Annotated in this window: 19 protein-coding genes; 8 read left to right on the forward strand and 11 right to left on the reverse strand. The window is 71.7% G+C overall.

Annotation, left to right across the window (positions count from 1 at the left end):
- Positions 1-14 precede the first annotated feature (14 nt).
- The gene (locus ACGF8B_RS08785) at positions 15-932 is read right to left on the reverse strand and encodes a CoA transferase subunit A (RefSeq protein ID WP_259931275.1); all 918 of its coding nucleotides are present in this window, start codon (positions 930-932) and stop codon (positions 15-17) included.
- 289 nt (positions 933-1,221) lie between these two features.
- Between ACGF8B_RS08785 and ACGF8B_RS08790 the strand changes: the two genes are divergently transcribed.
- From ACGF8B_RS08790 to ACGF8B_RS08805, 4 genes are all read left to right on the forward strand, one after another.
- Complete coding sequence (locus tag ACGF8B_RS08790) at positions 1,222-2,130, forward strand: LysR family transcriptional regulator (protein ID WP_342281366.1); 909 nt, start codon at positions 1,222-1,224, stop codon at positions 2,128-2,130.
- A gap of 128 nt (positions 2,131-2,258) precedes the next feature.
- Entirely contained in the window at positions 2,259-3,488 is a 1,230-nt protein-coding gene (locus ACGF8B_RS08795; protein ID WP_392736069.1) for an acetyl-CoA C-acetyltransferase, read from the forward strand.
- 397 nt (positions 3,489-3,885) lie between these two features.
- Positions 3,886-5,229: an MFS transporter gene (locus ACGF8B_RS08800; RefSeq protein ID WP_392736071.1), complete on the forward strand. Its 1,344-nt coding sequence runs from the start codon at positions 3,886-3,888 to the stop codon at positions 5,227-5,229.
- A 109-nt stretch (positions 5,230-5,338) separates the two neighbouring features.
- Positions 5,339-5,797 (forward strand): MaoC family dehydratase, encoded by a 459-nt coding sequence (locus ACGF8B_RS08805; RefSeq protein ID WP_392736073.1) that lies wholly within the window; start codon positions 5,339-5,341, stop codon positions 5,795-5,797.
- Positions 5,798-5,991: 194 nt separating this feature from the next.
- Here ACGF8B_RS08805 and ACGF8B_RS08810 read toward each other — a convergent pair whose 3' ends face one another.
- The 4 genes from ACGF8B_RS08810 to ACGF8B_RS08825 form a co-directional block, all read right to left on the reverse strand.
- A complete protein-coding gene (locus ACGF8B_RS08810; RefSeq protein ID WP_392736074.1) occupies positions 5,992-7,458 on the reverse strand; it encodes a sialate:H+ symport family MFS transporter in 1,467 nt (488 codons plus the stop codon).
- A 63-nt stretch (positions 7,459-7,521) separates the two neighbouring features.
- Complete coding sequence (locus ACGF8B_RS08815; RefSeq protein ID WP_392736076.1) at positions 7,522-8,202, reverse strand: N-acetylmannosamine-6-phosphate 2-epimerase; 681 nt, start codon at positions 8,200-8,202, stop codon at positions 7,522-7,524.
- Positions 8,199-9,173 (reverse strand): ROK family protein, encoded by a 975-nt coding sequence (locus ACGF8B_RS08820; protein WP_392736078.1) that lies wholly within the window; start codon positions 9,171-9,173, stop codon positions 8,199-8,201. Before ACGF8B_RS08820 ends, ACGF8B_RS08815 begins: the two co-directional genes overlap by 4 nt.
- Complete coding sequence (locus ACGF8B_RS08825; protein WP_392736080.1) at positions 9,170-10,129, reverse strand: dihydrodipicolinate synthase family protein; 960 nt, start codon at positions 10,127-10,129, stop codon at positions 9,170-9,172. Before ACGF8B_RS08825 ends, ACGF8B_RS08820 begins: the two co-directional genes overlap by 4 nt.
- Positions 10,130-10,316: 187 nt before the next feature.
- Between ACGF8B_RS08825 and ACGF8B_RS08830 the strand changes: the two genes are divergently transcribed.
- On the forward strand, positions 10,317-11,015 hold the full coding sequence (locus tag ACGF8B_RS08830) for a FadR/GntR family transcriptional regulator (RefSeq protein ID WP_392736082.1): 699 nt from the start codon (positions 10,317-10,319) through the stop codon (positions 11,013-11,015).
- A gap of 71 nt (positions 11,016-11,086) precedes the next feature.
- On the opposite strand, the gene ACGF8B_RS08835 is transcribed toward ACGF8B_RS08830, so the two are convergent.
- Entirely contained in the window at positions 11,087-11,677 is a 591-nt protein-coding gene (locus ACGF8B_RS08835) for a TetR/AcrR family transcriptional regulator (protein WP_392736084.1), read from the reverse strand.
- A gap of 115 nt (positions 11,678-11,792) precedes the next feature.
- Between ACGF8B_RS08835 and ACGF8B_RS08840 the strand changes: the two genes are divergently transcribed.
- Together ACGF8B_RS08840 and ACGF8B_RS08845 are read left to right on the forward strand one after the other, a co-directional pair.
- On the forward strand, positions 11,793-12,917 hold the full coding sequence (locus ACGF8B_RS08840) for an ABC transporter permease (RefSeq protein WP_392736086.1): 1,125 nt from the start codon (positions 11,793-11,795) through the stop codon (positions 12,915-12,917).
- Positions 12,914-13,606, forward strand: coding sequence for an ABC transporter ATP-binding protein (locus ACGF8B_RS08845; protein ID WP_392736089.1), 693 nt, complete (start codon positions 12,914-12,916; stop codon positions 13,604-13,606). Before ACGF8B_RS08840 ends, ACGF8B_RS08845 begins: the two co-directional genes overlap by 4 nt.
- A 51-nt stretch (positions 13,607-13,657) precedes the next feature.
- On the opposite strand, the gene ACGF8B_RS08850 is transcribed toward ACGF8B_RS08845, so the two are convergent.
- The 5 genes from ACGF8B_RS08850 to ACGF8B_RS08870 all read right to left on the reverse strand — a co-directional run bounded on the left by ACGF8B_RS08850 (position 13,658) and on the right by ACGF8B_RS08870 (position 19,766).
- Complete coding sequence (locus ACGF8B_RS08850; RefSeq protein WP_392736092.1) at positions 13,658-14,845, reverse strand: FAD-dependent monooxygenase; 1,188 nt, start codon at positions 14,843-14,845, stop codon at positions 13,658-13,660.
- A gap of 113 nt (positions 14,846-14,958) precedes the next feature.
- Positions 14,959-16,398, reverse strand: coding sequence for an exo-alpha-sialidase (locus tag ACGF8B_RS08855; protein WP_392736094.1), 1,440 nt, complete (start codon positions 16,396-16,398; stop codon positions 14,959-14,961).
- A gap of 156 nt (positions 16,399-16,554) precedes the next feature.
- The gene (locus tag ACGF8B_RS08860; RefSeq protein WP_392736096.1) at positions 16,555-17,853 is read right to left on the reverse strand and encodes a GDSL-type esterase/lipase family protein; all 1,299 of its coding nucleotides are present in this window, start codon (positions 17,851-17,853) and stop codon (positions 16,555-16,557) included.
- Between the two features lie 15 nt (positions 17,854-17,868).
- Entirely contained in the window at positions 17,869-18,873 is a 1,005-nt protein-coding gene (locus tag ACGF8B_RS08865; RefSeq protein WP_392736098.1) for an acetylxylan esterase, read from the reverse strand.
- A 161-nt stretch (positions 18,874-19,034) separates the two neighbouring features.
- Positions 19,035-19,766: a FadR/GntR family transcriptional regulator gene (locus ACGF8B_RS08870; RefSeq protein WP_392736099.1), complete on the reverse strand. Its 732-nt coding sequence runs from the start codon at positions 19,764-19,766 to the stop codon at positions 19,035-19,037.
- Positions 19,767-19,946: 180 nt separating this feature from the next.
- Between ACGF8B_RS08870 and ACGF8B_RS08875 the strand changes: the two genes are divergently transcribed.
- On the forward strand, positions 19,947-21,542 hold the full coding sequence (locus ACGF8B_RS08875; protein WP_392736102.1) for an ABC transporter substrate-binding protein: 1,596 nt from the start codon (positions 19,947-19,949) through the stop codon (positions 21,540-21,542).
- Positions 21,543-21,755: the final 213 nt, after the last annotated feature.

A 21,755-nucleotide genomic window follows, 5' to 3' on the forward strand; every position in this document is an offset into this window, starting at 1 on the left:
TGCGGTCCGCCCGCTCACAGCCGCCGCCCGTAGTTCACGGGCAGGCTCAGCGCCTCGCCGACCGCCAGGCCCGCCCAGAACTCCTCGCCGAGCCTGTCGACGTACTCCGCGTGGTCGGCCGTCCCCAGCACCCATTCCGCCAGCCAGTCCTGGAGCCGCTGCGGATCCTTGCTGATGTGCGACCAGGCGCGGTAGAAGGCGTTGTCCCGGTCGTAGTACCCCTGCGCGAAGGAGGGGTGGGCGCCGCGCGGGCAGACGACGACCGCGTCGACCGCGTGGGCGGGGACGAGCGTACGGTTCGGGTCCGAGCGGACCACCTCGTCGTCGACGATCTCCTCCACGACGACGATCGCCTTCTCGGCCGCGTACACCGCCTCGGCCTGGATGCCGGTCAGGCCCCACATCTGGGTGTTGCCGCTGCGGTCGGCGCGCTGGGCGTGGATGATCGTCACGTCCGGGTTGACCGGCGGTACGACGTAGATCTGCTCGGGCTCGCCGTCCGGACCGGGATAGGGCGAAGTGACCTTGCGCAGACCGCTGTTGACGGACGGCAGATCGCTTCCGCCGTAGCTGCGCAACGGATGGAACGGCAGTCGCTGCGCACCGGCCAGGTAGCGGCAGATCATCCCGTAGTGGCTGTACTCCTCGAAGGCGAGCGGCGCGGGCTCTCCGGTCTCGATGCGGCGGCGCAGCTCGCCGAGCGATCCGGCGGAGGAGTTGCCGACGAAGGAGGAGACCAGCCGCGAGACGCAGCCCGCGGCGATCATCTGGTCCACCACGATGTCCGCGGTCATCCGGACCACGGTGAGGTCCCGGCGGCCCTGGCGGATGATCTCGTGACCCGCGGCGGTCGGGACGAGATGGGTGAACCCTTCGAGACAGACGGTGCCGCCGTCGTGGACGAAGGCGGCTATCGCCGCCTTCATCGACATCGTCTTGTCTTTCCGGTCCGTCGTGGCCACGGTGCTCCTCCGGCTCTGCTCGCGCGTCCTGGTATGCGCGTCGCTCCACCGTGACAGCGGCTATTGATTGCTGTCCAATACCAAATTAAGGTCGTATCAAGACGCCTGACTAATGAATCGGATCAGTGGGTCCGGTCGACGAGTGTCGGCGAGTGCCGACGAGCCGGGTCGGTGTGTCGGATCGATGCATCCGGCCGGCGCGTCCAGCTGATGAATCCGGCCGGCGGCGACCGGTGATCGAAACCGAAGGGGAGCGCGCATGGAGCTGCGTCATCTGTCCGCGTTCGTCGCCGTGGCCGAGGAACTGCATTTCGGACGGGCCGCGAAGCGGCTGCAGATGGCCCAGCCCCCGCTGAGCCAGCAGATCCGTCAGCTGGAGAAGGAGCTGGGCGTCCAGCTCTTCGAACGCAACACCCGGTCGGTGCGGCTCACCAGCGCGGGGGAGTCCTTCCTCCAGCCGGTCCGCACCGTTCTGGACGACCTGGACACCGCGGTGCGCGCCGCGAAGGCGGCGGGCCGCGGCGAGTACGGCCGGGTCACCATCGGCTTCGCGGGCGCCTCCAGCCACGAGACGCTGCCGCACCTCACCAGGGCCGTGCGCGCCGCCCACCCCGCCCTCGAACTGGTCATGCGGGGCCAGACCTACGCCAATGTCGCCCTGGACCGGGTCGCCGACGGCTCGCTCGACCTGGGCTTCGTCCGGCTGCCGGTGAGCCAGCCGGGAGTGGCGTACCGGGTGATCGACGAGGAGGAGCTGGTCTGTGCGCTGCCCTTCGATCACCGGCTCGCCCGGCTGGAGAGCGTTCCCATCGACGTCCTGGCCGAGGAGCCCTTCGTCTCCTTCCCCGCCAACACCGGCTCCACGGTGCGCGACGCGATGGTCGGGGCCTGCGAGGCCGCCGGATTCAACCCCCGGGTCGTCCAGGAAGCGCCCGACTCGTACACCATCCTGGCGCTGGTCGCCGCAGGTGTCGGCGTCACGCTCACCGTCACCTCCGTCCAGCACATCCAGCAGAACGGACTGGTCTACCGGCCGCTGTCCGGCCCGCCGATCCGGCTCCAGGCGGCGCTGGCCTGGCGGGCCGACAATCCTTCCGCCGCACTGCGGGCGGTCCTCGCCGTGGCGGAGGACGCCCTGCCCACGCCGACGGGGCCGGCGGGGGCGTGAACCGCCGGGAGCCGACGCCGCATTGAGACGCGCCACGTCTTGAACCAGGGCGAACTGGATATTGGACCGACTCAGTCGCCGGGTGCAAGGGTCGGCGGCAAACGCCCTTGCCACCGAAAGGTCACGCCGTGCCCGACCAGCAGCTCGATGTCGTCATCTGTGAACCACTGCGCACCCCCATCGGCCGGTTCGGCGGGGTGTTCGCACAGCAGACGCCGGCCGTACTCGCCGCACGTGTCATCGCCGAGGTCGTGGCCCGTACCGGTATCGACCCCGGTGCCGTGGACGAGGTGATCCTCGGCCACTCCTACCCGTCCGCCGAGGCCCCCGCCATCGGCCGGGTCGCCGCTCTCGACGCCGGGCTGCCCGAGACCGTCACCGGTTCCCAGGTCGACCGCCGCTGCGGCTCGGGCCTCCAGGCCGTGCTCGACGCGGCGATGCAGATCCGGGCCGGCTTCAGTGAGGTCGTGATCGCCGGCGGAGTCGACGTGATGAGCGCCGCCCCGTACTACACCCACGACGGCCGCTGGGGCATCAAAGGCCCCGGCCTGCAGCTCCACGACTCGCTGGCCCGGGGCAGGGTCACCGCGGGCGGCATCAACCACCCCGTGCCGGGCGGCATGATCGAGACCGCCGAGAACCTCCGGCGCGCATACGGCATCAGCCGCGCCGACCAGGACGCCCTCGCCCTGCGCTCCCAGCAGCGGGCCGGCCGGGCGGCGGCCGAGGGACGGTACGACGCCGAGACCGTCCCCGTCACCGTACGCACTCGCAAGGGCGAGACGGTCGTCACCGCCGACGAGCACCCCCGCCCCGACACCACCGCCGAACAACTCGCCGCGCTGCGCCCGATCATGGCGAAGTCCGACCCGGAGGCGACCGTCACCGCGGGCAACGCCAGCGGCCAGAACGACGCGGCCGCCGCCTGCCTGGTCACGAGCGCGGCCACCGCCGAACGGCTCGGCCTCACCCCGCTGGTCCGGCTGGTCTCCTTCGCCCGTGCCGGGGTGCCCGCCGCCACGATGGGCATCGGCCCCGTCCCGGCGACCCGGGCCGCCCTCGCCCGTGCCGGACTCTCCCTCGCCGATGTCGACCTGATCGAGCTCAACGAGGCCTTCGCCGCCCAGGTGCTGGCCTGCACCCGCGAACTGGGCCTCGGCGAGAAGGACCACGAGCAGCGGATCAACGTCAACGGCTCCGGCGTCTCCCTCGGCCACCCGGTCGGCGCCACCGGCGCCCGCATCCTCGCCACGCTCACCCGTGAGCTGCACCGCCGCGAGGCGCGGTACGGCCTGGAGACCATGTGCATCGGCGGCGGGCAGGGCCTTGCCGCGATCTTCGAGCGGATCGCGGCCTGAGGATCCGGCCGCTGAAATGTCACAGGTGCCGCTGAGGTGTCTTGGGTGCCGCTGAGGTGTCACAGGTGCAGTGAGACGCATGACGTCTCACTGCACCAGTAATTCGGTATTGGACCGTTCTAGGTCCCGGCTGGCACCGTAACGCCATCACCCCCCAACGCCGCGGCCCCTCCCCGGTTCACCGATGCGTCCCCACGTGTCCCGAGCACCATCAGGCATTCCCACGCGCTGCCACTCAGCGGCACACAGTGCCTCGCAGTGCCTCGCAGTCCCGCGCGGCGACGGGCGTCTCGGGCGACGCCCTTTCCGGCCTGTGCCGTCCCGGCCCGTGCCATCCCGTCCCCTGCCATCTCGTCCCCTGCCATCCGTTCGATCAATGACGTTCACGGGAGCCACCATGAGTGCGTCCACCGCCAGCGCACGAGAGCGCACAAGAGCCGCGAACCGTGCCAGATTCGGTGCTTTCATCGGTTCGACCATCGAATGGTTCGACTTCTACATCTACGGGACGGCGGCCGCGCTCGTCTTCGACAAGGTGTTCTTCCCCGAGCTGGACGGCCCGGTGGGAACCCTGGTCGCCTTCGCGACCTTCTGGGTCGGCTTCCTCGCCCGGCCCATCGGCGGGATCATCTTCGGCCACTACGGCGACCGCCTGGGCCGGAAGAAGACCCTGGTCATCACCCTGCTGATGATGGGCATCTCGACCACCGCGATCGGTCTGCTGCCGAGCTACGCCTCCATCGGCATAGCCGCCCCGATCCTGCTGGTCGCCATCCGCATGGTGCAGGGCATCGGCCTGGGAGGTGAGTGGGGCGGTTCCGTACTGATCGCCTCCGAGCACGCTCCGAAGGGCAAGTCGGTGCTGTACGGGGCGTTCGCCCAGCAGGGCTCGCCGGTCGGCAACACCCTCTCCACCCTGAGCTTCCTCGCCATCAGCCAGCTGCCCGACTCCGCGTTCGTCTCCTGGGGCTGGCGGGTGCCGTTCCTCTTCTCGGCCGCCCTCGTCATCGTCGGGCTCTTCGTCCGGCTGAAGGTCGCCGAATCCCCGGCGATGGCGAAGCTCATCGAGAAGAAGGAGGTCGTCAAGCTTCCGCTGACCGAGGTCCTGCGCACCCAGCCCATGCTGATCGTCCTCGGGATCGGTGCCTGCACGATCGGTCTGTCGGCCACCTACTTCAAGTCGACGTTCGCCCTGTCCTGGGCCACCTCGGCACTCAGCTTCGACCGCAGCTCGTTCCTGACGATCATCCTCGTCGCCAACATCACCCAGATCATCGTCCAGCCCTTCGGCGCCCTCATCGCCACCCGCATGAAGAGCTGGTCCCGCGCGGTGACCGTGATGCTGGTGCCCGAGCTGATCCTGATGCCGGTGATGTTCCTGCTGATCCGCACCGAGAACTACGGCCTCGCGATGCTCGGCGTCGCCGTCGCCACCATCCCGCACTGCCTGTACTACGCGGCCCTGGCCGGCATGCTCGCCAGCCGTTTCCCGGCGCACCTGCGCTACACCGGAATCTCGCTGTGCTACCAGCTCTGCGGGACGCTGCTCGGCGGCACGACCCCGATCATCGGCCAGTTCCTGCTCAACCGCACCGGCTCGATCACCGCCGTCATCGCCTATGCCATCTTCCAGGTGGCGCTGACGCTGGGCTGCATGCTCCTGCTGCTCAAGCGCCCCAACCACGACGAGCAGGCCGCCGAGCCCGTCGTCGCGGCACGCACCGCGGCTGCTGCCGTCTGACCGCCGCCCCGCGAGAGGGATCCGACCCACGCCACACGAAAAGGATCTGCTTCCCGCCCCACGAGAAGATCTGCCCCGCCCCACGAGAAGAGACGAGAGGACGGCCGCCGTGCCGCTGACCGTTGAAGGCATCCCGGAGCTCCTCGCGCTGAACGGGCGCGACCTCGGGCACTCCGACTGGAAGGAGGTCACCCAGGAACTCATCGACGCCTACGCGGACGTCTCCGGGGACCACCAGTGGATCCACACCGACGTCGGACGCGCCGCGTCCGGCCCGTACGGGCGCACCATCGCCCACGGGTACATGGTGCTCAGCTGGGGCATCCCGATGTTCGCCGAGCTGCTCCGGGTCGAGGGGGTGGGCCGCGCGCTCAACTACGGGCTCGACCGGGTTCGCCACCCGGCGCCGGTACCGGTCGGCAGCCGGGTCCGGCTGCATGCCGCGGTCGCCGGGGTGAAGGAGGTCGCGCGGGGCGGTGTGGAGATGGCGCGGGCGTTCACCTTCGAGCTCGAAGGGTCCGCGAAGCCGGCCTGCGTGGCCCGGTCATTGACTCATTTCTACCCGTAGGACGGGCGACGCCCGGGGCGGGACAGTGTCCTCCACACCGCCCCGAGCGCTGCCCCGCCTCACACCGCCCCGCCTCACACCGCCCCGAGCGCCGCGCGGCCCCGCATCCCCGGGTCACTGCCCGCCCGGCCCCGCATCCCCCGCCCCACGCCGCGCTTCCCCCACGGTCTCGCCCCGCCCGTGCGGCCCCGGTCTCAGCCGGTGGCCGTCGTACGCGGCGCCGTGTCCCGCTCCGTGGCCGTCACCGCGAGATGGTCCCGCTCGGCGTCCGGGTCGGTGAGCCGGTTCAGCCGGGCCGGTACGTCGAACCCGACCAGCAGCACCACGATCACCGTGCCCGCGAAGGTCAGCACGGCCAGCGCCTGCCCCAGATCCATGCCGGACGCCAGATGCGCCCCCAGCACCGGAGCCACCGCGCCGCCCAGTGCCCCCACGTTGTACGTGAAGCCGAGCGCCGCGCCCCTGCTCGCGGTCGGGAAGTGCCCGCCGATGTAGCGGGGCAGCAGCCCGGAGATGCCGAAGCTGGTCGCCTGGAGCAGGAAGAGCAGGATGCCGAGCAGCAGCAGGTTGTCGTGCACGGCGAAGACCGGGTACACGAACGCCAGCGACGCGAGCAGGGTCAGCGCGTACGCCTTCTTCGCCCCGATCCGGTCGCCGAGGAAGCCCGCGGTCCAGCAGCCGACCATGGTCCCGAAGCCCGCGAAGTACAGGACGTCGGTGACCTGGTCGGTGGAGTAGCCGAGTTCGGTCTTCAGATACGTGGGCAGCAGCGCCTGGATCGGCCACGAGTACAGGAACGCGAAGAACAGCGTCACGATCATCGACAGATAGAGCACCCAGCCGCGCTTCCCGCCCAGCTGCACGGCGAACGCGGCGAGCGTCAGCCCGGCGACCACCGAGAGCACCGGAACCGTCCCGGCCCCGCCCGGGGTGAAGACCAGGAAGAGCGAGACGGTGGCGACGACCACCAGGACCGCATTGACCACGGCCCGGCCCCGGGTCGAGAACAGCGGCCGGAACGGATTGGGCTTGGCACCCTTGTCCGCGACGCTCTCCGTCCACTCCTCGGCCTCCGGCAGCGCCCGCCGCATCCACAGCGCGATGGCGATCGGGATCAGGCCGAGGTAGAACATCCACCGCCAGCCGAGCGAGGGCACCACCCAGTTGTAGACCTGCGCGGCGAGCACCGAACCGACCGAGAAACCGGAGATCAGGAAGCCGCTGGCCCGGCTGCGGAGCCTGGCCGGCCAGCTCTCCATGACGTACGTGGCGCTGGCGCTGTACTCACCGGCCATGCCCATGCCGATGGCCAGCCGGGCGGCGAACAGGCTCTGGTAGTTCCAGGCGAATCCGCAGGCGAAGGTGCCGAGCGAATAGAGCAGGATGCTCAGGACCATGGAGAGCTTGCGGCCGTACCGGTCGCCGATGGCGCCGAGCACCGCACCACCCAGCCAGCGGGTGATGAACGCGCCGGAGATCAGGCTGGCGGCCTGCACCGTGCTCAGCCCGAAGTCGTCACCGATCTCGGTGAGCACGAGAGTGATCAGCACGAAGTCGAAGCCGTCGAGGACATAGCCGATCCAGGCGGCGAGGAACGACTTCCACTGGGTGCCGCTCACTTCTCGGTACCAGCGGAGCTTGGCGGGTGGTGTGGTCTGCACGGTGACTCCAGGATGCGGGACGGCGCTCGTCGTCGGGCGGCCGGTCCGCGTGGTGGGGGCGGGTCAGGGCCGGGCGATGCCCGCCACGAAGCGGGCGGTCAGGGCGGTGGGTGCGGTGATGGCGGTGCCGACGACGACGCTGTGCGCGCCGCGTACCAGGGCCTGGGCGGCGTCCTCGGGGGTGTTGATACGGCCTTCGGCGACCACGGGTACGTCGATCGCGGCGGCGAGCGCGGCGACCAGGCCGAGATCGGGACCGGACTGCTCCGGCGTGCCCGGTACGTAGCCGGAGAGGGTGGTGGAGACGAAGTCGGCGCCCTGCCCGGCCGCGGTGATGCCCTCGGCGAGCGTGGCGACATCGGCCATCACCAGCGCACCGGCGCCGTGCACCGCCGTGACCAGCTCGGCGAAGGTGGAGCCGTCCGGGCGGGGCCGGTCGGTGGCGTCGGCGGCGACGACGTCGGCGCCGGCCTCGACCAGTGCCAGGGCGTGCCGGACGGTCGGGGTGATGTAGACGCCGACGTCACCGTCCTTCCACAGGCCGATGACCGGCAGATCCACGGCCTCGACGATCGCGGCGACGACCTCCGGCTCATTGGCACGGATCGCGGCGCCGCCGCCGGCGACGGCCGACCGGGCGAGCCGGACGAGGGTGCCGGTCTCCCGCATCGGGTCGCCGGGGGGTGCCTGGCAGGACACGATCAGCTTGCCCCGGAGGGAGGCGGCCAGTTCCTGAGCGGTCATCGAAGGACTCCCGGGTGGTGGAGGGGAAGTGTGGTGGTCAGGGCGGCGGCGCCGAGCACCGCCGCGTCGGCGCCGTACCGGGGTGCCCGGGGCAGGAGCCCGCGCAGCGGCGGCATCAGTTCCGCGGTGAAGGCGGCGGTCAGGGCGTCCCCGTACAGCGGGCCGATCCGCGGCACACCGCCGCCGACGACGACCCGGTCGGGCCCCAGCGCGTTGGCGAGCCCGCCGAGCGCCCTGCCGGTGGCGGAGGCGCCGGTGGTGATGGCGCGGACGGCCGCCGCGTCGCCCTGCCCGGCGCGGACGGCGACGGTTTCGAGCCGGTCCGCGCGGGCACCGGTCAGCCGCTCGTAGTGGGCGGCGATACCGGGCCCGGAGGCGATGACCTCCAGATGCCCGGTCGCGCCGCAGGTGCAGGCCAGTCCGGCGGCCTCGGGGCTGGACAGGTGGCCCAGGTGCCCGGCGAGCCCGGAGGCGCCGTGCAGCATCCGCCCGTCCACGGCGACCGCGCCGCCCACCCCCGTACCGACGGCCACGAAGAGCAGCGAGCCGCGCCCCGGGTGCCGCGCGGTCAGCGCCGCGAGTTCCGGTCCGGCCGTGGCACGTACGTCGTTGTCGCAGGCCACCGGGTATCCGGTCCGGTCCGCCAGGCCGGCGCCCAGTGCGGTGCCGGCCCAGCCGAGGATGGAGTCGGTGGCGCTGGTGACCATGCCGGTACGCGGGTCGACGACCCCGGCCGCCGCGACGCCGAGCGCCGTGGCCAGCCGTCCGGGATCGACGGCCGCGGCCGCCCCGGCGAGCGCGTCCAGCACGGCCGCCGCGCCGTCCCGGGCCGGGGTGGGCCGGGCGTGCCGGGCCAGTACCGTGCCGTCCGGGCCGAACAGCGCGGCGGCGATCTTCGTACCGCCGAGGTCGAGCCCGATCACCGTGGCACCGGTGCCACCGGCGGGCGGCCGGGAACGGTCGTCGCTCATCGGACCGGCGGCAGACCGGCGGCGCGCAGGCGCTCGGCGACCCGGGCGACGGACTCGGCGCCGAGCTGGATCTGGGGGAACGCCGTGTCGCCGCAGTCGATGACGCCGAGCAGGTGGAGCGCCGCCTTGAACGAGCCGAGCGCCGAGGAGCTGCGGCCCATGTCCGCCTCCGGGCCGACGTCGACCATGGCGAACAGCTCCACCAGCCGCTCCTGCTCCTCGGCGGCCAGCTCCCAGTTCCCGGCCCGCGCGGCGTCGTAGAGCCGTACGTATCCGGCCGGGTCGACATTGCCGATGCCGGGCACCACGCCGTCGGCCCCGGCCAGCAGGACGGCGTCCACGGTGAGTTCGGATCCGGTGAGGATGCTGAACCGGGGCGCCGGGCCGTCCGCGCGGCCGTTGCGGCCACCCAGCTCGACGATCAGACGGCGCAGTCCGCCCTCGTCGCCGCTGCTGTCCTTGAGGCCGGCCAGCGTGCCGTCCTCGGCGAGCTCGCGCACCAGCGCGGGGGAGAGCTTGCTGTGCACGGCGACCGGGATGTCGTACGCGAACAGCGGAAGGTCGACCGCCGCGCGCAGCCGCCTGAAGTGCTGGGCGATCTCCTTGCCGTGGGTGCGGGTGTAGAAGGGCGCGGTCGCGACCAGGGCGTCGGCGCCCAGCCCGGCGGCGGACCTGGCGTGCTCGACGACCCGGGCGGTGGTGGTGTCGATGACGCCGGCCAGCACCGGAACCCTGCCGTCGGCCGCCTCGACCACGGTCGCCAGCGCCGTGGCGCGCTGCTCGTCGGTGAGGTAGGCGACCTCGCTGGTGGACCCGAGCGCGAACAGCCCGTGCACACCGCCGTCGATGAGGTGCCCGACGAGGCGGGCGAGGGACGCGGTGTCGACCTCCCCCCGGGGGTCGAGCGGGGTGCAGACCGGCGGGACGACGCCGTGCAGCGGTGAGGTCAGGGACATGGTGACGGGCTCCAGTGGGGTCGATGCTCGGTCGGGGGTTCGCGCGAAGGCTCGGTCGACGCGCCGGTCCGTGCCCGCAAAGGCTGCACCGACCGAGACGTGAGACGTAAGATGTCCTATGTCCGGCTCACCTTAAACAGATGCTCCTGCGAACGGTCAAGGGGCAATCGCACCTCGGGAGGTTGTTGTGGCGCGCCCCACCATGGCTCAGGACATAGAGCGCCGGGTCAAGGAGCTGATCCTGGAGCGGAGGCTCGCCCCCGGCGACGCGCTGCCCACCGAGGCCGAGCTGATGGAGCTCTTCGGGGCCGGCCGGGTCTCGGTGCGCGAGGCCCTCAAGGCGCTCCAGGCCGTCAACGTCGTGGAGATCCGCCGGGGCTTCGGGACCTTCGTCGGCTCGCTCTCGCTGTCCCCCTTCGCCGAGGGGCTCGCCTTCCGCGCCGCGGTCCGTCACCGGCAGGGCGAACCGGGCCTCTTCGAGCTGATGAAGGTCCGGGAGGCGCTGGAGGCCGGTCTGGTCGGCGCCGTCACGGCCGGCATCCCCGACGAGGACCTCGACGTGCTGCGCGGACTTGTCGCGAGGATGGAGGCCGAGGCCCGCGGCGGCGGCCGGGTCGCGCGCTCCACCGACCGCGCCTTCCACCTCGCGCTCTACGCCTCGCTCGACAACCACCTGCTCAGCGAGGTGCTCGACGCGTTCTGGGCGGCCATGGACCGGGTGCGCGAGGACCTCGACGACGGCCATCAGGACCCGGTGGCCACCTGCGTCCAGCACCGCGAGATCGTCGAGGCGGTCGCCGCGGCCGACGGTGAACGAGCGGCCCGCGCCATGCGCACCCACTTCGACGGCATCCGCACCCGCCTGGAACCGTCCACGGTCCGGTAGCCGGGCGCGCCCGCCCGGGAGCCGCCGCCGGATCCGCCACCGTTTCCGGTCCCGGGGCGGCACCCGCCCTCCTACCGCCCCGGCATCGCCCCGGTGATCGCCGTGACGGCCATCCGTACCGCCCGGTCCGTCACCGCCGCGGCGTCGTCGCCGTTCTCGATCGCCGTTGTCGCCGCGTTGACGATTCCCTGGAGGAGCAGTGCCGTGCGGTGCGGGTCCTCCTCGCCCAGCTCGCCCAGCGCGCCGATCAGCGGGGTGAGCAGCTCGCGGTGCGCCCGCACCGCGCTCTCCCGCACCACTGCCGCGTCCCGGACGCCGGCCAGTGCCCGGGCGATCCGGTGCTCACCGCCGCGCACCAGCTCCAGCTGGGACGACACATAGGCGGCGATCTTCTCCTCGGGAGTGCCGGCCGCCGACATGCCCGCGCGGATGGCGTCCGTCCAGCGGGGCATCGCGTCCTCGACGACCGCGGCGAGCAGCTCGGGACGGCCGGGGAAGTACTTGTACAGGCTGTTGCGGGCGAGACCCGTCGCCCTGGCGACCGCGGTGAAGGTCACGGCCTCGGCGTCGCCGCCCTCCAGCAGTTCGCGCGCCGCCCGCACCAGGGCCAGCCGCTGCTGGGCGTGGTGCTCGGCGACGGTGGCGGCTCTGATCCTGGGCACCGGCCCAGTCTAGAAGCCCCGGCACATCTCCCACCCCACTTGGCGACGCCGCGTCCCCATCATCTATGTTGGCGACACACCGTCCCTAACATCGATCCATCGAAGGGAACCACCCGTGTTCCTCGCTCTGCTGGAGCTGCGCGCCGCCCGAGGGCGCTTCCTGCTCATGGGGTCCGTCGTGGTGCTCGTCGCCGCACTCGTCGGCATCGTCTCCGGCTTCACCACCGGCCTGGGCGACGACACCATCTCCGCCCTGCGCCGCCTCCCGGCCTCGCAGCTGGTCTTCTCCTCGGACGCCCGGTCCGACCAGTTCGCCCGCAGCCTCGTCGACGAGAAGACCGCCGCCGCCTGGCGCGCGGACGCGGACACCGACACGACCCCGCTGGGCGTCACCATCACCCGCGGCACGACGAACCGCGGCGCCGAGGTCGACCTCGCCGCCTTCGGCGTCGAGCCCGGCTCCTTCCTCAACCCCTCGGCCACCGACGGCGACGGCCTCACGGACGGGAAGCCGGACAGCATCGTGATGTCCGCCGAACTCGCCGACGAGGGCGTACGCGTCGGCGACACCCTGATCATCGACCGGCTCGGCATCGAACTGCGCGTCGTCGGGCTGACCGAGCGCTCCGCCTACGGCCATGTGCCCGTCGCCTACGTCCCGCTGAAGACCTGGCAGCGCATCCGCTTCGCCACCCCCGGCGCCCCGGCGTCCGCCACCGCCACGATCCCCGACCAGTTCAGCGCCCTGGCCCTGCGCACCCCGCCCGCCAAGACCTCGGCCGCCACCCTCGACGCACGGCACTCCACCACCACCCTCACCAAGGAGAAGGCGTACGAGGCGGCCCCCGGCTACACCGGGGAGCGCGTCACCATGACCTCGATCCAGGTCTTCCTCTACCTGATCGCCCCGCTCGTGGTCGGCGCATTCTTCGCCGTGTGGACCGTGCAGCGGCAGCCCGAACTCGCCCTGCTGCGCGCACTGGGCGCCTCCCGCCGCCGGCTCCTCGCCCACACCGTGCTCCAGGCGGCCCTGGTCGTCGTCCTCGGCACCGTGGCGGGTGCCGTGCTCGCCGGAGCGGTCGGGCTGCTGGTCGGCGAACAGGTGCCGTTCAGCCTGCCCGCCGCCACCCTCGCCGGCACCATGTGCACCGTCGTGGCCGTCGGTCTCGCGGGCACCGTCCTGACTCTGCGCCGGGTCACCCGAGCCGACCCGCTGACCATGCTGGGAGCCAACCGATGAGCCTCGAACTGACCGGTGTCACCGTGGAGTTCGGCAACGCCGACGCCCGTACCACCGTCCTGGACGGCCTGGACGTCACCTTCGGACCGGGCCGCATGACGGCCCTCGTCGGCCCGTCGGGCTCCGGCAAGTCGACGCTGCTCGCCGTCGCGGGCGCGCTGCTGCGGCCCACCGCCGGCCAGGTCCTGCTGGACGGCGAGAACCTCGCCGGCCTCAGCGACGCACAGCGCGCCAGGGCCCGCCGGGAACGGATCGGCTACATGTTCCAGAGCGGCAACCTGCTCTCCGGACTGACCGCCGTCGACCAGCTGCTCGCCGCCGTGTACATCGCCGGCCGACGCCCCCGCGCGCACCGGACCCGCGCCGAGGAGGCCCTGACCCGGGTGGGCCTCGGCCACCGCCTGCGCCACCGCCCCGAACAGCTCTCCGGCGGCGAACGCCAGCGGGTCGCCCTGGCCCGCGCGCTCTTCCTCTCCCCGAAGCTGCTGCTGATCGACGAACCGACGGCGGCGGTCGACCGCTCGCAGGCCGGTGAACTGGCCGCGCTCCTCGCCGGACGCACCCGCCAGGACGACTGCGTCACGGTCGTCGCCACACACGACCCGGCCGTGGCCGAGGCCGCCGACCGGGTCGTGGACATGGCCGTGCTCACCGCCGACGCGACCCGGTCCGCACCGCCCGGCCGCTGACCCCTTCCGCTGCCGCTGGACCCGCCCCTACCGCTGCCGCTGGACCCGCCCCTACCGCTGCCGCTGGACGCTGCCGAACAGATAGCTGTCGTCGCCGTCCAGCGCGGCTCGGCCCAGCGCCGCCACCTCGGCGGGCCCCATCGCCGGCCAGTCGGGCGCGTTCTCGACCAGCGCGCGCCCCAGCCTGCGGCCGAGGCCGACCAGACGGGCCCCCTCGGCGGAGCGCTCGTCCGCGTACCGTCGCAGGGCCTCGGCCGCCGTGGCGGAGGCACGCAGCGACCGCTCCAGACACAGCGCGTCCTGGAGCGCCTTGACCGCGCCGCTCGCGGTGTGCGGCCGGGTCACGCTCGCCGCGTCGCCGGCCAGCAGGAAGGGAGGTTCCGCCGCCCGGGGCACCACGAAGTCGGCCACCGGGTGGAGCGCCTGGGAGGTGTGCTCGCCCCGGGCGACGATGTCGGCCCACTCGGCGGGGAAGTGCTCCTCGGCGATGTCCCGCACGTACGCGGCGGAGACCGGGGCGCACGGCTCCGGTCCGGCGTGCGGGGGAGGGGCGTAGACGGCGTAGGCCAGCAGCCGGGAACCCGTGGCCGCCCCCGGGATCAGATAGAAGACACCGTGCCCGCCGGGGAAGCCCAGGGTGACCCAGGAGCTCTCCAGCAGCTCCAGCTGCGCCGGATGGTCCCGGAGGGCGGCGGCCGGGATCGTGCCCCGCCAGACCAGATACCCGGCGGGAACCGGCCGCACCTCGGGCGCGACCAGCTCGCGGGTGACGGACCGGTGCCCGTCCGCCCCGACGACGAGGTCGTACTCCCGCTCGCCGTCCGCGGTACGGATCACGGCGCCGCCGGAGGCCGTACGCCCGACGGAGGCGACGGGCCGCCCGCGGTGGTAGGCGCCGCTCCCGGCGCCGGCGCGCAACGCCCGCCACAGCAGCCCCCAGTTGCACGGTGCCACCGGGGCCTGCTGCCGGGCCAGTTCGCGCGCCGACCGCCGCCCCGGTGCCCGTGCCAGCCAGACCCGGGTGGCGACCGGGGTCGTGGGCATGTCCGCGCCCAGATACCCGCCCGCGACCAGTTCCCGGTGGAGCGGTGGCGGGATGACGATGCCGAACCCCCGGTCCTGCAACTCGCCGTCGCTGCGCTCGTGGACGGTGACCTCCGCCCCCGCCCGTGCCCCCGCGATCGCCATCGCGCAGCCGGCGATGCTGCCGCCGACCACCCCGATGCGTAAGCCTGTCACTGCCACCGCGCTACCACCTGTTCTGACGCTCCGGGAGGTGCTGAACGCCCTCATCGTCGCACCCGGTCCGGCGCGGGACGGGGACACGCGGCACCTCCCGGAGGCCCGGCGCCCTACGGGGTCACGGTCACCGTCGCGCTGCCGGACGCCTGCTTGCCGCTCGCCCGGTACGTGGCGGTGAGCGGGACACCGCCCGAGGCGCCCGCGGCGACCGTCACCGGGACCTTCACATTGGCCCCCTGGCCCGGGTTGAGCGCCGGGACGACGACCTGGCTCGTGGTCCATCCGCCGGGCACCGTGAGATCCATGGTGCCCCGGTCACGGCGCACGTCCATCCGGTTGACCACCCGCACCGTCACCTCGGCGGACGCGCCTGCCTTGAGCGTCGCGGGCGGGGTGATCGTGATGTCGGCGCAGGTGCCGCCGAGCCACTTCAGGTCGAAGGACGCGTAGGTGATGTGCTGGTAGTCGGCCCGTTCGTAAAGGAGTCCGAGGCGGCCGTCCGCGAGCCGGGTGAGCGTCGAGTAGGCCGCGGCGCCGGGGTCGACGACCTTCCGGATCGGCCAGGTCCTCCCGTTGTCGCAGGACATCTTCACCGTGAGGTTGCGCCGCGCGGAGGCGTCCTCCGTGTTGCTGAACAGCAGCCACGACGACTGCGGGTCCGACGGCGCGGCATCGGGGGCGTACCGCATCACCGAGGCGTTGTTCGCCGGGTCGGTGAGCCCGGTGTCCTGGGTGAACGGGGTGTAGTTGACCCCGCCGTCGGTGGAGTACGCGATCGTCCGGTACGGCTTCGAACGGTTGTTGAGCATGACCCTGCCGTCGGACAGTTCGACGGTCTTGTTCTCGTCGCCGCCGGGCCCGACCGGATTGCCCATCTTCCACGTCTCGCCGTGGTCGTCGCTGTAGGCGCTGGCCGCGTGGTTGGCGCCGTTGATGCGGACGGCGTACTGCTGGATCAGCCGGCCCTTGTACGGCCCCCGGCGCAGCTGGATTCCCTCGCCGGAGGCCGCGAACATGCCCGCCCAGGCGGGGTTCTTGATCTGCTTGGTGATACGACGGTGGGTCCAGGTCACTCCGTCGTCGTCGGAGTAGCTGTAGTCGGCCTGGAGGACATCGGGGTCGCTCTCGTCGTTGCCGGTGCCCGAGCCGAAGAAGCCCTGGTTCACCGAGGCCGCGTAGAACAGGAAGATCCGGCCGGTGGTGCGGTCCACGAGCAGGCTCGGGTCGCCGTAGCCCTTGGGTGCGGCGTCCGCGCGGACCACCTGCTGCGGCTGCCATGTCACACCGTTGTCCGTGCTGCGGCGCAGCACGACGGAGATGTTGCCCGGCAGGTCGCCGAGGGTGGGGCGGGCGTCGTAGGCCGCGAGCACCGTGCCCTTGACCGAGGTGGTGAGCGCCGGGATGCGGTAGTGGGGCGAGCCCACCCCGTCGACGGTCAGGTCCTGCGAGGTCAGCTGACCGGGGGCGGGGGAGGCGGCCCGGGCGGTGCCGGTCGCGGTGGCCACCAGCATGGCGGCGCTGAGCAGGGCGACGGAGACTTTTCGCTGCATGGACGATCTCTCTTCTCGGAAGGGGGATGTGCTTCTTGGAAGGGAAGGTGCTTCTCGCGAGGGCGGAGCGGGGACGTGGTGCGGGCCGGGGACGCGGTGCGGAGCGGGGACGCGGTGCCGGCCGGTACGGATGCGCGCCGCTACGGATGCGCGCCGCTACGGGACGCGCAGCGAGCAGACCCGGCTGCCGGGGTCGAAGACCCGCAAGTCCTTGATCATCTTCAGTGCGAGGCGGTGGTGGCCCCGCTCGTCGGGGTGGAGCCCGTCATTGAGCAGCGACAGCGGGACCTGGCCGCCGTTGCCGTTCAGCCAGTCGTCGTAGTGGTCCACGAACACCACGTTCTGCGCCGCCGCGACCTCGCCCATCACCTGCGCGTACCGCGAAAGCCCCACCCGGCCGGGCCACTTCGCCGGATCGACCGGGTTGGGCGACTGGAGCACCGGCACCGGCGAGCCGGGCAGCGCCCGCACCGAGCCGACGAGCGAGACGAGATTGGCCCGGTAGGCCTCCGGGCCGAGGCCGGACGTCGCGATGTCGTTCGTACCGATCATGATCGAGACCACTCGGGGCGAGAAGGCGGTGACCCGCTCCCCGAACCTGGCGACGAGTTCGGCGCTCGTGGCGCCGCTCACACCGGAATCGATCACGAAGTCGCGGTTCTTCGGCTTGCCCAGCTCCCAGCGGACCCGTTCCGTCCAGTGCTCCGGGTAGCTGCGCCAACCGTTGGTGTGCAGGGCGCCATGGGTGATGCTGTCACCGGTGACGACCCAGGTGGCGGGTGTGTCGCTGTTCAGGATCGTGGAGATCCTGCCCAGATCGGCGAGGTCGGGACGGGGACTGTGCGCGACCAGTTCGGCCTCGCCCAGCACCCGGTCCCAGACCGTGGCCCGCTCGATGGTGCCGGTGCAGAACCATTCGCCGCCGGGGTGGTCGCTGTCGAGATTGCGGCCGAGCGCGAGTGCGCCCAGCCCGGAGACATCGGCGAAGAAGGGATGCCGCGCCGTCTCGAACACGGTGCGTCCGCCGGCGTGGAGCCGGGTGCCGGAGGAGTCGACGGTGACGGCGACGGTGTGGAGCAGACCGTCGTCATAGCGTGTCCTGGTCATGACATTGACCAGCACCGCGCCCTTCTCGCGCACGGAGAACTGAAGGGCGCCGCCGCTCAGATTCAGCGTGATGTTGGAGGAGGACCCGGTCGGGTCGGAGGCGCTGAGCAGGGTCATCGCCTCGTTGTGGCTGGTGGTGCGGAAGGTGACGAGGATGGTCCCCGCGGTGAGCGGGGCGAGTCCGCCGACCCGGTTCGACAGGTCGACGTACTCGCCGCCGTCCAGGTCCACGGGGGTGTCGTGGTCCAGGAGCGGATCGCCGCCCGGAGCGGCGGCGAAGGCGCGGCCGCCGAACGGGGCGCTCAGGGTCGCCGCGCAGGCGGCGAGAAGCATGGATCGTCTGCGCACGGAAGGTGCCTCCGGTCAGGAGTGGCCGGCCCGCCCCGACGGCGGGCCTGCGAACAGGGAACGCACCCAGGCCAGTTGCTCCCGCTGCTGATACGCCGTGCCGCCCTCGTGCCCGTTGAACTCGTAGACGCGTACGTCCTTGGGCCCCGCGTAGTGGTTGTACGCGGTGAAGCAGGTGGAGGGCGGACAGATCTCGTCCATCATCGCGATCGAGAACAGCGCGGGAGCGGTGGCACGGGTGGCGAGGAGCGCCGCGTCGAAGAACGACAGGGTGGTGAACGCCGTCCCGGTGCGGTCGCGGTGGAGCTTCAGGTACTCGGCGATCTCGGTGTACGGCGGCCGGCCCGAGATCTCCGCGCCGCGCCGGAAGTTGCAGAGGAACGGCACATCCGGCATCACCCCGGCCAGCCCCGGCACCAGCCCCGACACCGCCAGGGCGATCCCGCCGCCCTGGCTGACCCCGGTCACGACGATCCGGTCCGGATCGACCGCCGGGTGCTCGCGCACCGCCTCGACACAGCGCACCGCGTCGGTGAACACCCGCCGGTAGTAGTACGTTCCGGGGCTCTCGATGCCGCGGGTGAGGAAGCCGGGTACGGTGCCGGCCGCCCCCGCGTCCGTATCGGCGGTGGAGCCGCCCGCGGCCGACCAGCCCTGGCCGCGGGTGTCCATGATCAGGTGTGCGTGACCGGCGGACGCCCAGAGCGTGTTCTCGTGCGCGAGGCCGCGCCCACGCCCGTACCCGAGGAACTCGACCACGCAGCCCAGCGGTTCGGTGGCCCCGGCCGGCAGGTGCAGCCAGCCGTGGACCGGGTGCCCGGCGAAACCGGGCAGTGTCACATCGTACGTATCGATCCGGGTGAGCCCGGTGTCCACGGGCGCGAACACCGGGCCCGGCACCGGACCGCCGGCGGGCGCCTCGCTCAGGGTGCTCGACCAGAAGGCGTCGAAGCCGTCCGGAACCGGCAGTTCGGGCCGGTAGTCGCGGCAGTCCGCGAGCGAGAGGTCCGTCAACGGCATGGAGGTGCCCTCCTGGGAAGCGCCGGGGTGTGAACGCCGGGCATCGAGACAGAAGACGTCAGATGTCCTGGCGGCACACGGACCCTAGGCAGTCATCGTGATGGCCGTCAAGGGCCCGGCCGGCGGATCACGGTCCGGGGCCGGTGGTGCCGGTCCGCCGCTCAGTCCAGGGCGCTGTCGCGGGCGCGGGCCTCGGAGATCCGGCGCCTGACCGGGGCGTAGTGCTCGCCCAGCGCCTTCATGAAACCGGTGATGTCCCCGGCCCGTGCGGCGTCCACGATGTTCTGGTGGGCCGCGATCGTCGCCATCTCGTCGGCGTGCGTGAATCCGTCGAGGTGCGGCGCGACGATCGTGTACACGTCCCAGAAGGCCATCGAGAGCTGGCCGATCAGCTCATTGCCGAGCGGTGCCACCAGCAACGCGTGGAACGCCCGGTCCGCCTCGACGAAGCCGTGCCCGTCCTGGGCGCCGGTCCTGCGCATCGTGGTGACCAGGCCGTCGAGCTTGTCGAGCTGCTCCGCGCTGAGCAGCGAGACGATCCGGTCGGCCATCCCGCGCTCGAAGAGCTCGCGTACGTCGACGAGGTCGGCCATCACCTGGAAGTCGTCGTCGGGGGAGAGCAGTCCGCGGAAGGTCAGGCTCTCCACCAGGGCCGACAGGCTCAGCCTGCCCACGTACGTGCCGTGCCCGTGCCGCACCTCCACGATGTCCAGCGCGGCGAGGATCTTGACCGCCTCGCGGACGCTGGACCGGCTGGCGCCGAGCGCCTCGCACAGGGCCGGCTCGGTGGGCAGCGGATCCCCGGGGCGAAGGCGCTCTTCGAGGATGTAGCGCTTGATGCCCTCGACCACTTCCTGCCGGAGCAGCTGCCGGCCGGGCTTCGCACCGGACATATGTGAACTCCCCACCTCTTGACCCCTCTCGATTGTCCAGCTACGTTCCCACGCTATCAAGGCATCAGACATCTGACGTCCGATGCCTGGGGTTCCTGATCCCTCGTGATCCTGCGTCCCACCCCCCGTTTCCCCGCCAGATCCCCCTCACGTTCCACCTTCGACGTCCCTGGAGGACCCGTGCCCGAGCTGAGACCAGCCGGTGTCGAGCGCCGCACCTTCCTGCGTTACACCGGCGCCGTCGGTGCCGCCGCCGCCATCACGGCGAGCCTTTCCGCCTGCGGCGGCCCGTCGTCGACCGCCGACGGCACGGCGGACAAGGGCAGCGGCAGCGGCCTGATCGAGGCCGGTCTCTCGTACCCCCTGTCGACGGGTTTCGACCCGATGATCACCTCGGGCGCCACCCCGTACGCCGCCAATATGCACATCTTCGAGGGCCTCGTGGATCTCGATCCGGCAACACTCGTGGCCCGTCCCGCGCTTGCCACCGAGCTGCCGAAGAAGATCAACCCCACCACCTACCGGGCCACGCTCCGCACGGGCGCGACCTTCCACGACGGATCGCCGGTCACCGCCGACGACGTGGTGTTCAGCTTCGAGCGCATCCTGGACCCGAAGAACGCCTCGCTCATGGCGCAGTTCGTGCCCTTCATCGACACGGTGAAGGCCGTCGACGCCGGCACGGTCGAGTTCAAGCTGAAGTACCCGTTCGCGCTCTTCCCGTCCCGCATCGCCGTGGCCCGGATCGTCCCGAAGGAGATCGTCGCGCCGGACCCGAAGGCCTTCGACGCCAAGCCGGTCGGCTCGGGACCGTACCGGTTCATCGAGGCGACCCGCGAGGACAAGATCGTCTTCGAGGCGTACGACAAGTACAACGGCCCCCACCCGGCCAGGGCGAAGAAGATGGTCTGGCGGCTGATGTCCGACCAGTCCGCCCGCGTCAGCGCCATGGAGTCCGGCCGGGTCCAGGCCATCGAGGACGTTCCCTACATCGACGTCAAGCGCCTCGCCGGTGCCTCGAAGACCGAGTCCGTGCAGTCCTTCGGTCTGCTCTTCCTGATGTTCAACACCGCCGACAAGCGATTCGCGGACAAGCGGGTGCGCCAGGCACTGCACTACGCACTGGACACCGAGAAGATCATCTCGACGGCGATGGTGGGCAACGCCGCAGCCGCCACCGGGTACGTTCCCGCCACCCACCCCGACTACCACAAGGCCGCCACGGTCTACAGCCACGACGTGGCGAAGGCCAAGAAGCTGCTCGCCGACGCGGGCGCCGAGAACCTCTCCTTCACCGTCCTCACCACCGACACCGGCTGGGTCAAGGACATCGCCCCGCTGCTGAAGGAGAGCTGGGAGGCGGCCGGCGTCAAGGTCACCCTCGACATCGCCCAGTCCCCGGCCCAGTACGCCAAGGTCGACAAGGGCGCCTTCGAGGTGCTGGTCGCCCCCGGCGACCCGTCCGTCTTCGGTAACGACGCCGACCTCCTGCTGCGCTGGTTCTACTACGGTTTCTGGCCCGAGAGCCGGTACGGCTGGGGCAAGGACGCGGCGTACAAGAAGGTCAGGCAGACCCTCGACAAGGCCGCCCAGGCCGCCGACGAGGCCAAGCGCAAGGAACTGTGGGGCGAGGTCACCGACCTGGTCGCCGACGAGGCCGCGCTCTACCCGATCCTCCACCGCAAGCTGCCCACGGCATGGAACGAGAAGGCCCTGCCCGGCTTCAAGCCGCTGCCCACCACGGGCCTCTCCTTCCTGGACGTCAGCCGCGCCTGACCGAAGCGCACAGGTCACCGGTGACATGTCATTGCTGTGGCAAGTCATCAGTGACAGGCCACCGGTAGCAGGCCACCAGTGACATGTCATCGCTGTGGCAGGTCACCAGTGACATGTCATCGCTGTAGCAGGTCACCGGTGACAGGCCACTGGTAGCAGGTCACCGGTGACAGGCCAGCTGTGACAGGCCACCGGTGCCATGTCACCGAGCCC

The sequence above is a fragment of the Streptomyces sp. NPDC047917 genome, from assembly GCF_043204345.1.
GTDB classification, from domain to species: Bacteria; Actinomycetota; Actinomycetes; order Streptomycetales; family Streptomycetaceae; genus Streptomyces; species Streptomyces sanglieri.

Coding starts and splice junctions, on each gene's coding strand:
- ACGF8B_RS08785 (WP_259931275.1), bottom strand. CDS start 932: ATGTCGATGAAGGCGGCGATAGCCGCCTTCGTCCACGACGGCGGCACC.
- ACGF8B_RS08825 (WP_392736080.1), bottom strand. CDS start 10,129: ATGTCCCTGACCTCACCGCTGCACGGCGTCGTCCCGCCGGTCTGCACC.
- ACGF8B_RS08845 (WP_392736089.1), top strand. CDS start 12,914: ATGAGCCTCGAACTGACCGGTGTCACCGTGGAGTTCGGCAACGCCGAC.
- ACGF8B_RS08800 (WP_392736071.1), top strand. CDS start 3,886: ATGAGTGCGTCCACCGCCAGCGCACGAGAGCGCACAAGAGCCGCGAAC.
- ACGF8B_RS08820 (WP_392736078.1), bottom strand. CDS start 9,173: ATGAGCGACGACCGTTCCCGGCCGCCCGCCGGTGGCACCGGTGCCACG.
- ACGF8B_RS08870 (WP_392736099.1), bottom strand. CDS start 19,766: ATGTCCGGTGCGAAGCCCGGCCGGCAGCTGCTCCGGCAGGAAGTGGTC.
- ACGF8B_RS08790 (WP_342281366.1), top strand. CDS start 1,222: ATGGAGCTGCGTCATCTGTCCGCGTTCGTCGCCGTGGCCGAGGAACTG.
- ACGF8B_RS08865 (WP_392736098.1), bottom strand. CDS start 18,873: ATGCCGTTGACGGACCTCTCGCTCGCGGACTGCCGCGACTACCGGCCC.
- ACGF8B_RS08815 (WP_392736076.1), bottom strand. CDS start 8,202: ATGACCGCTCAGGAACTGGCCGCCTCCCTCCGGGGCAAGCTGATCGTG.
- ACGF8B_RS08855 (WP_392736094.1), bottom strand. CDS start 16,398: ATGCAGCGAAAAGTCTCCGTCGCCCTGCTCAGCGCCGCCATGCTGGTG.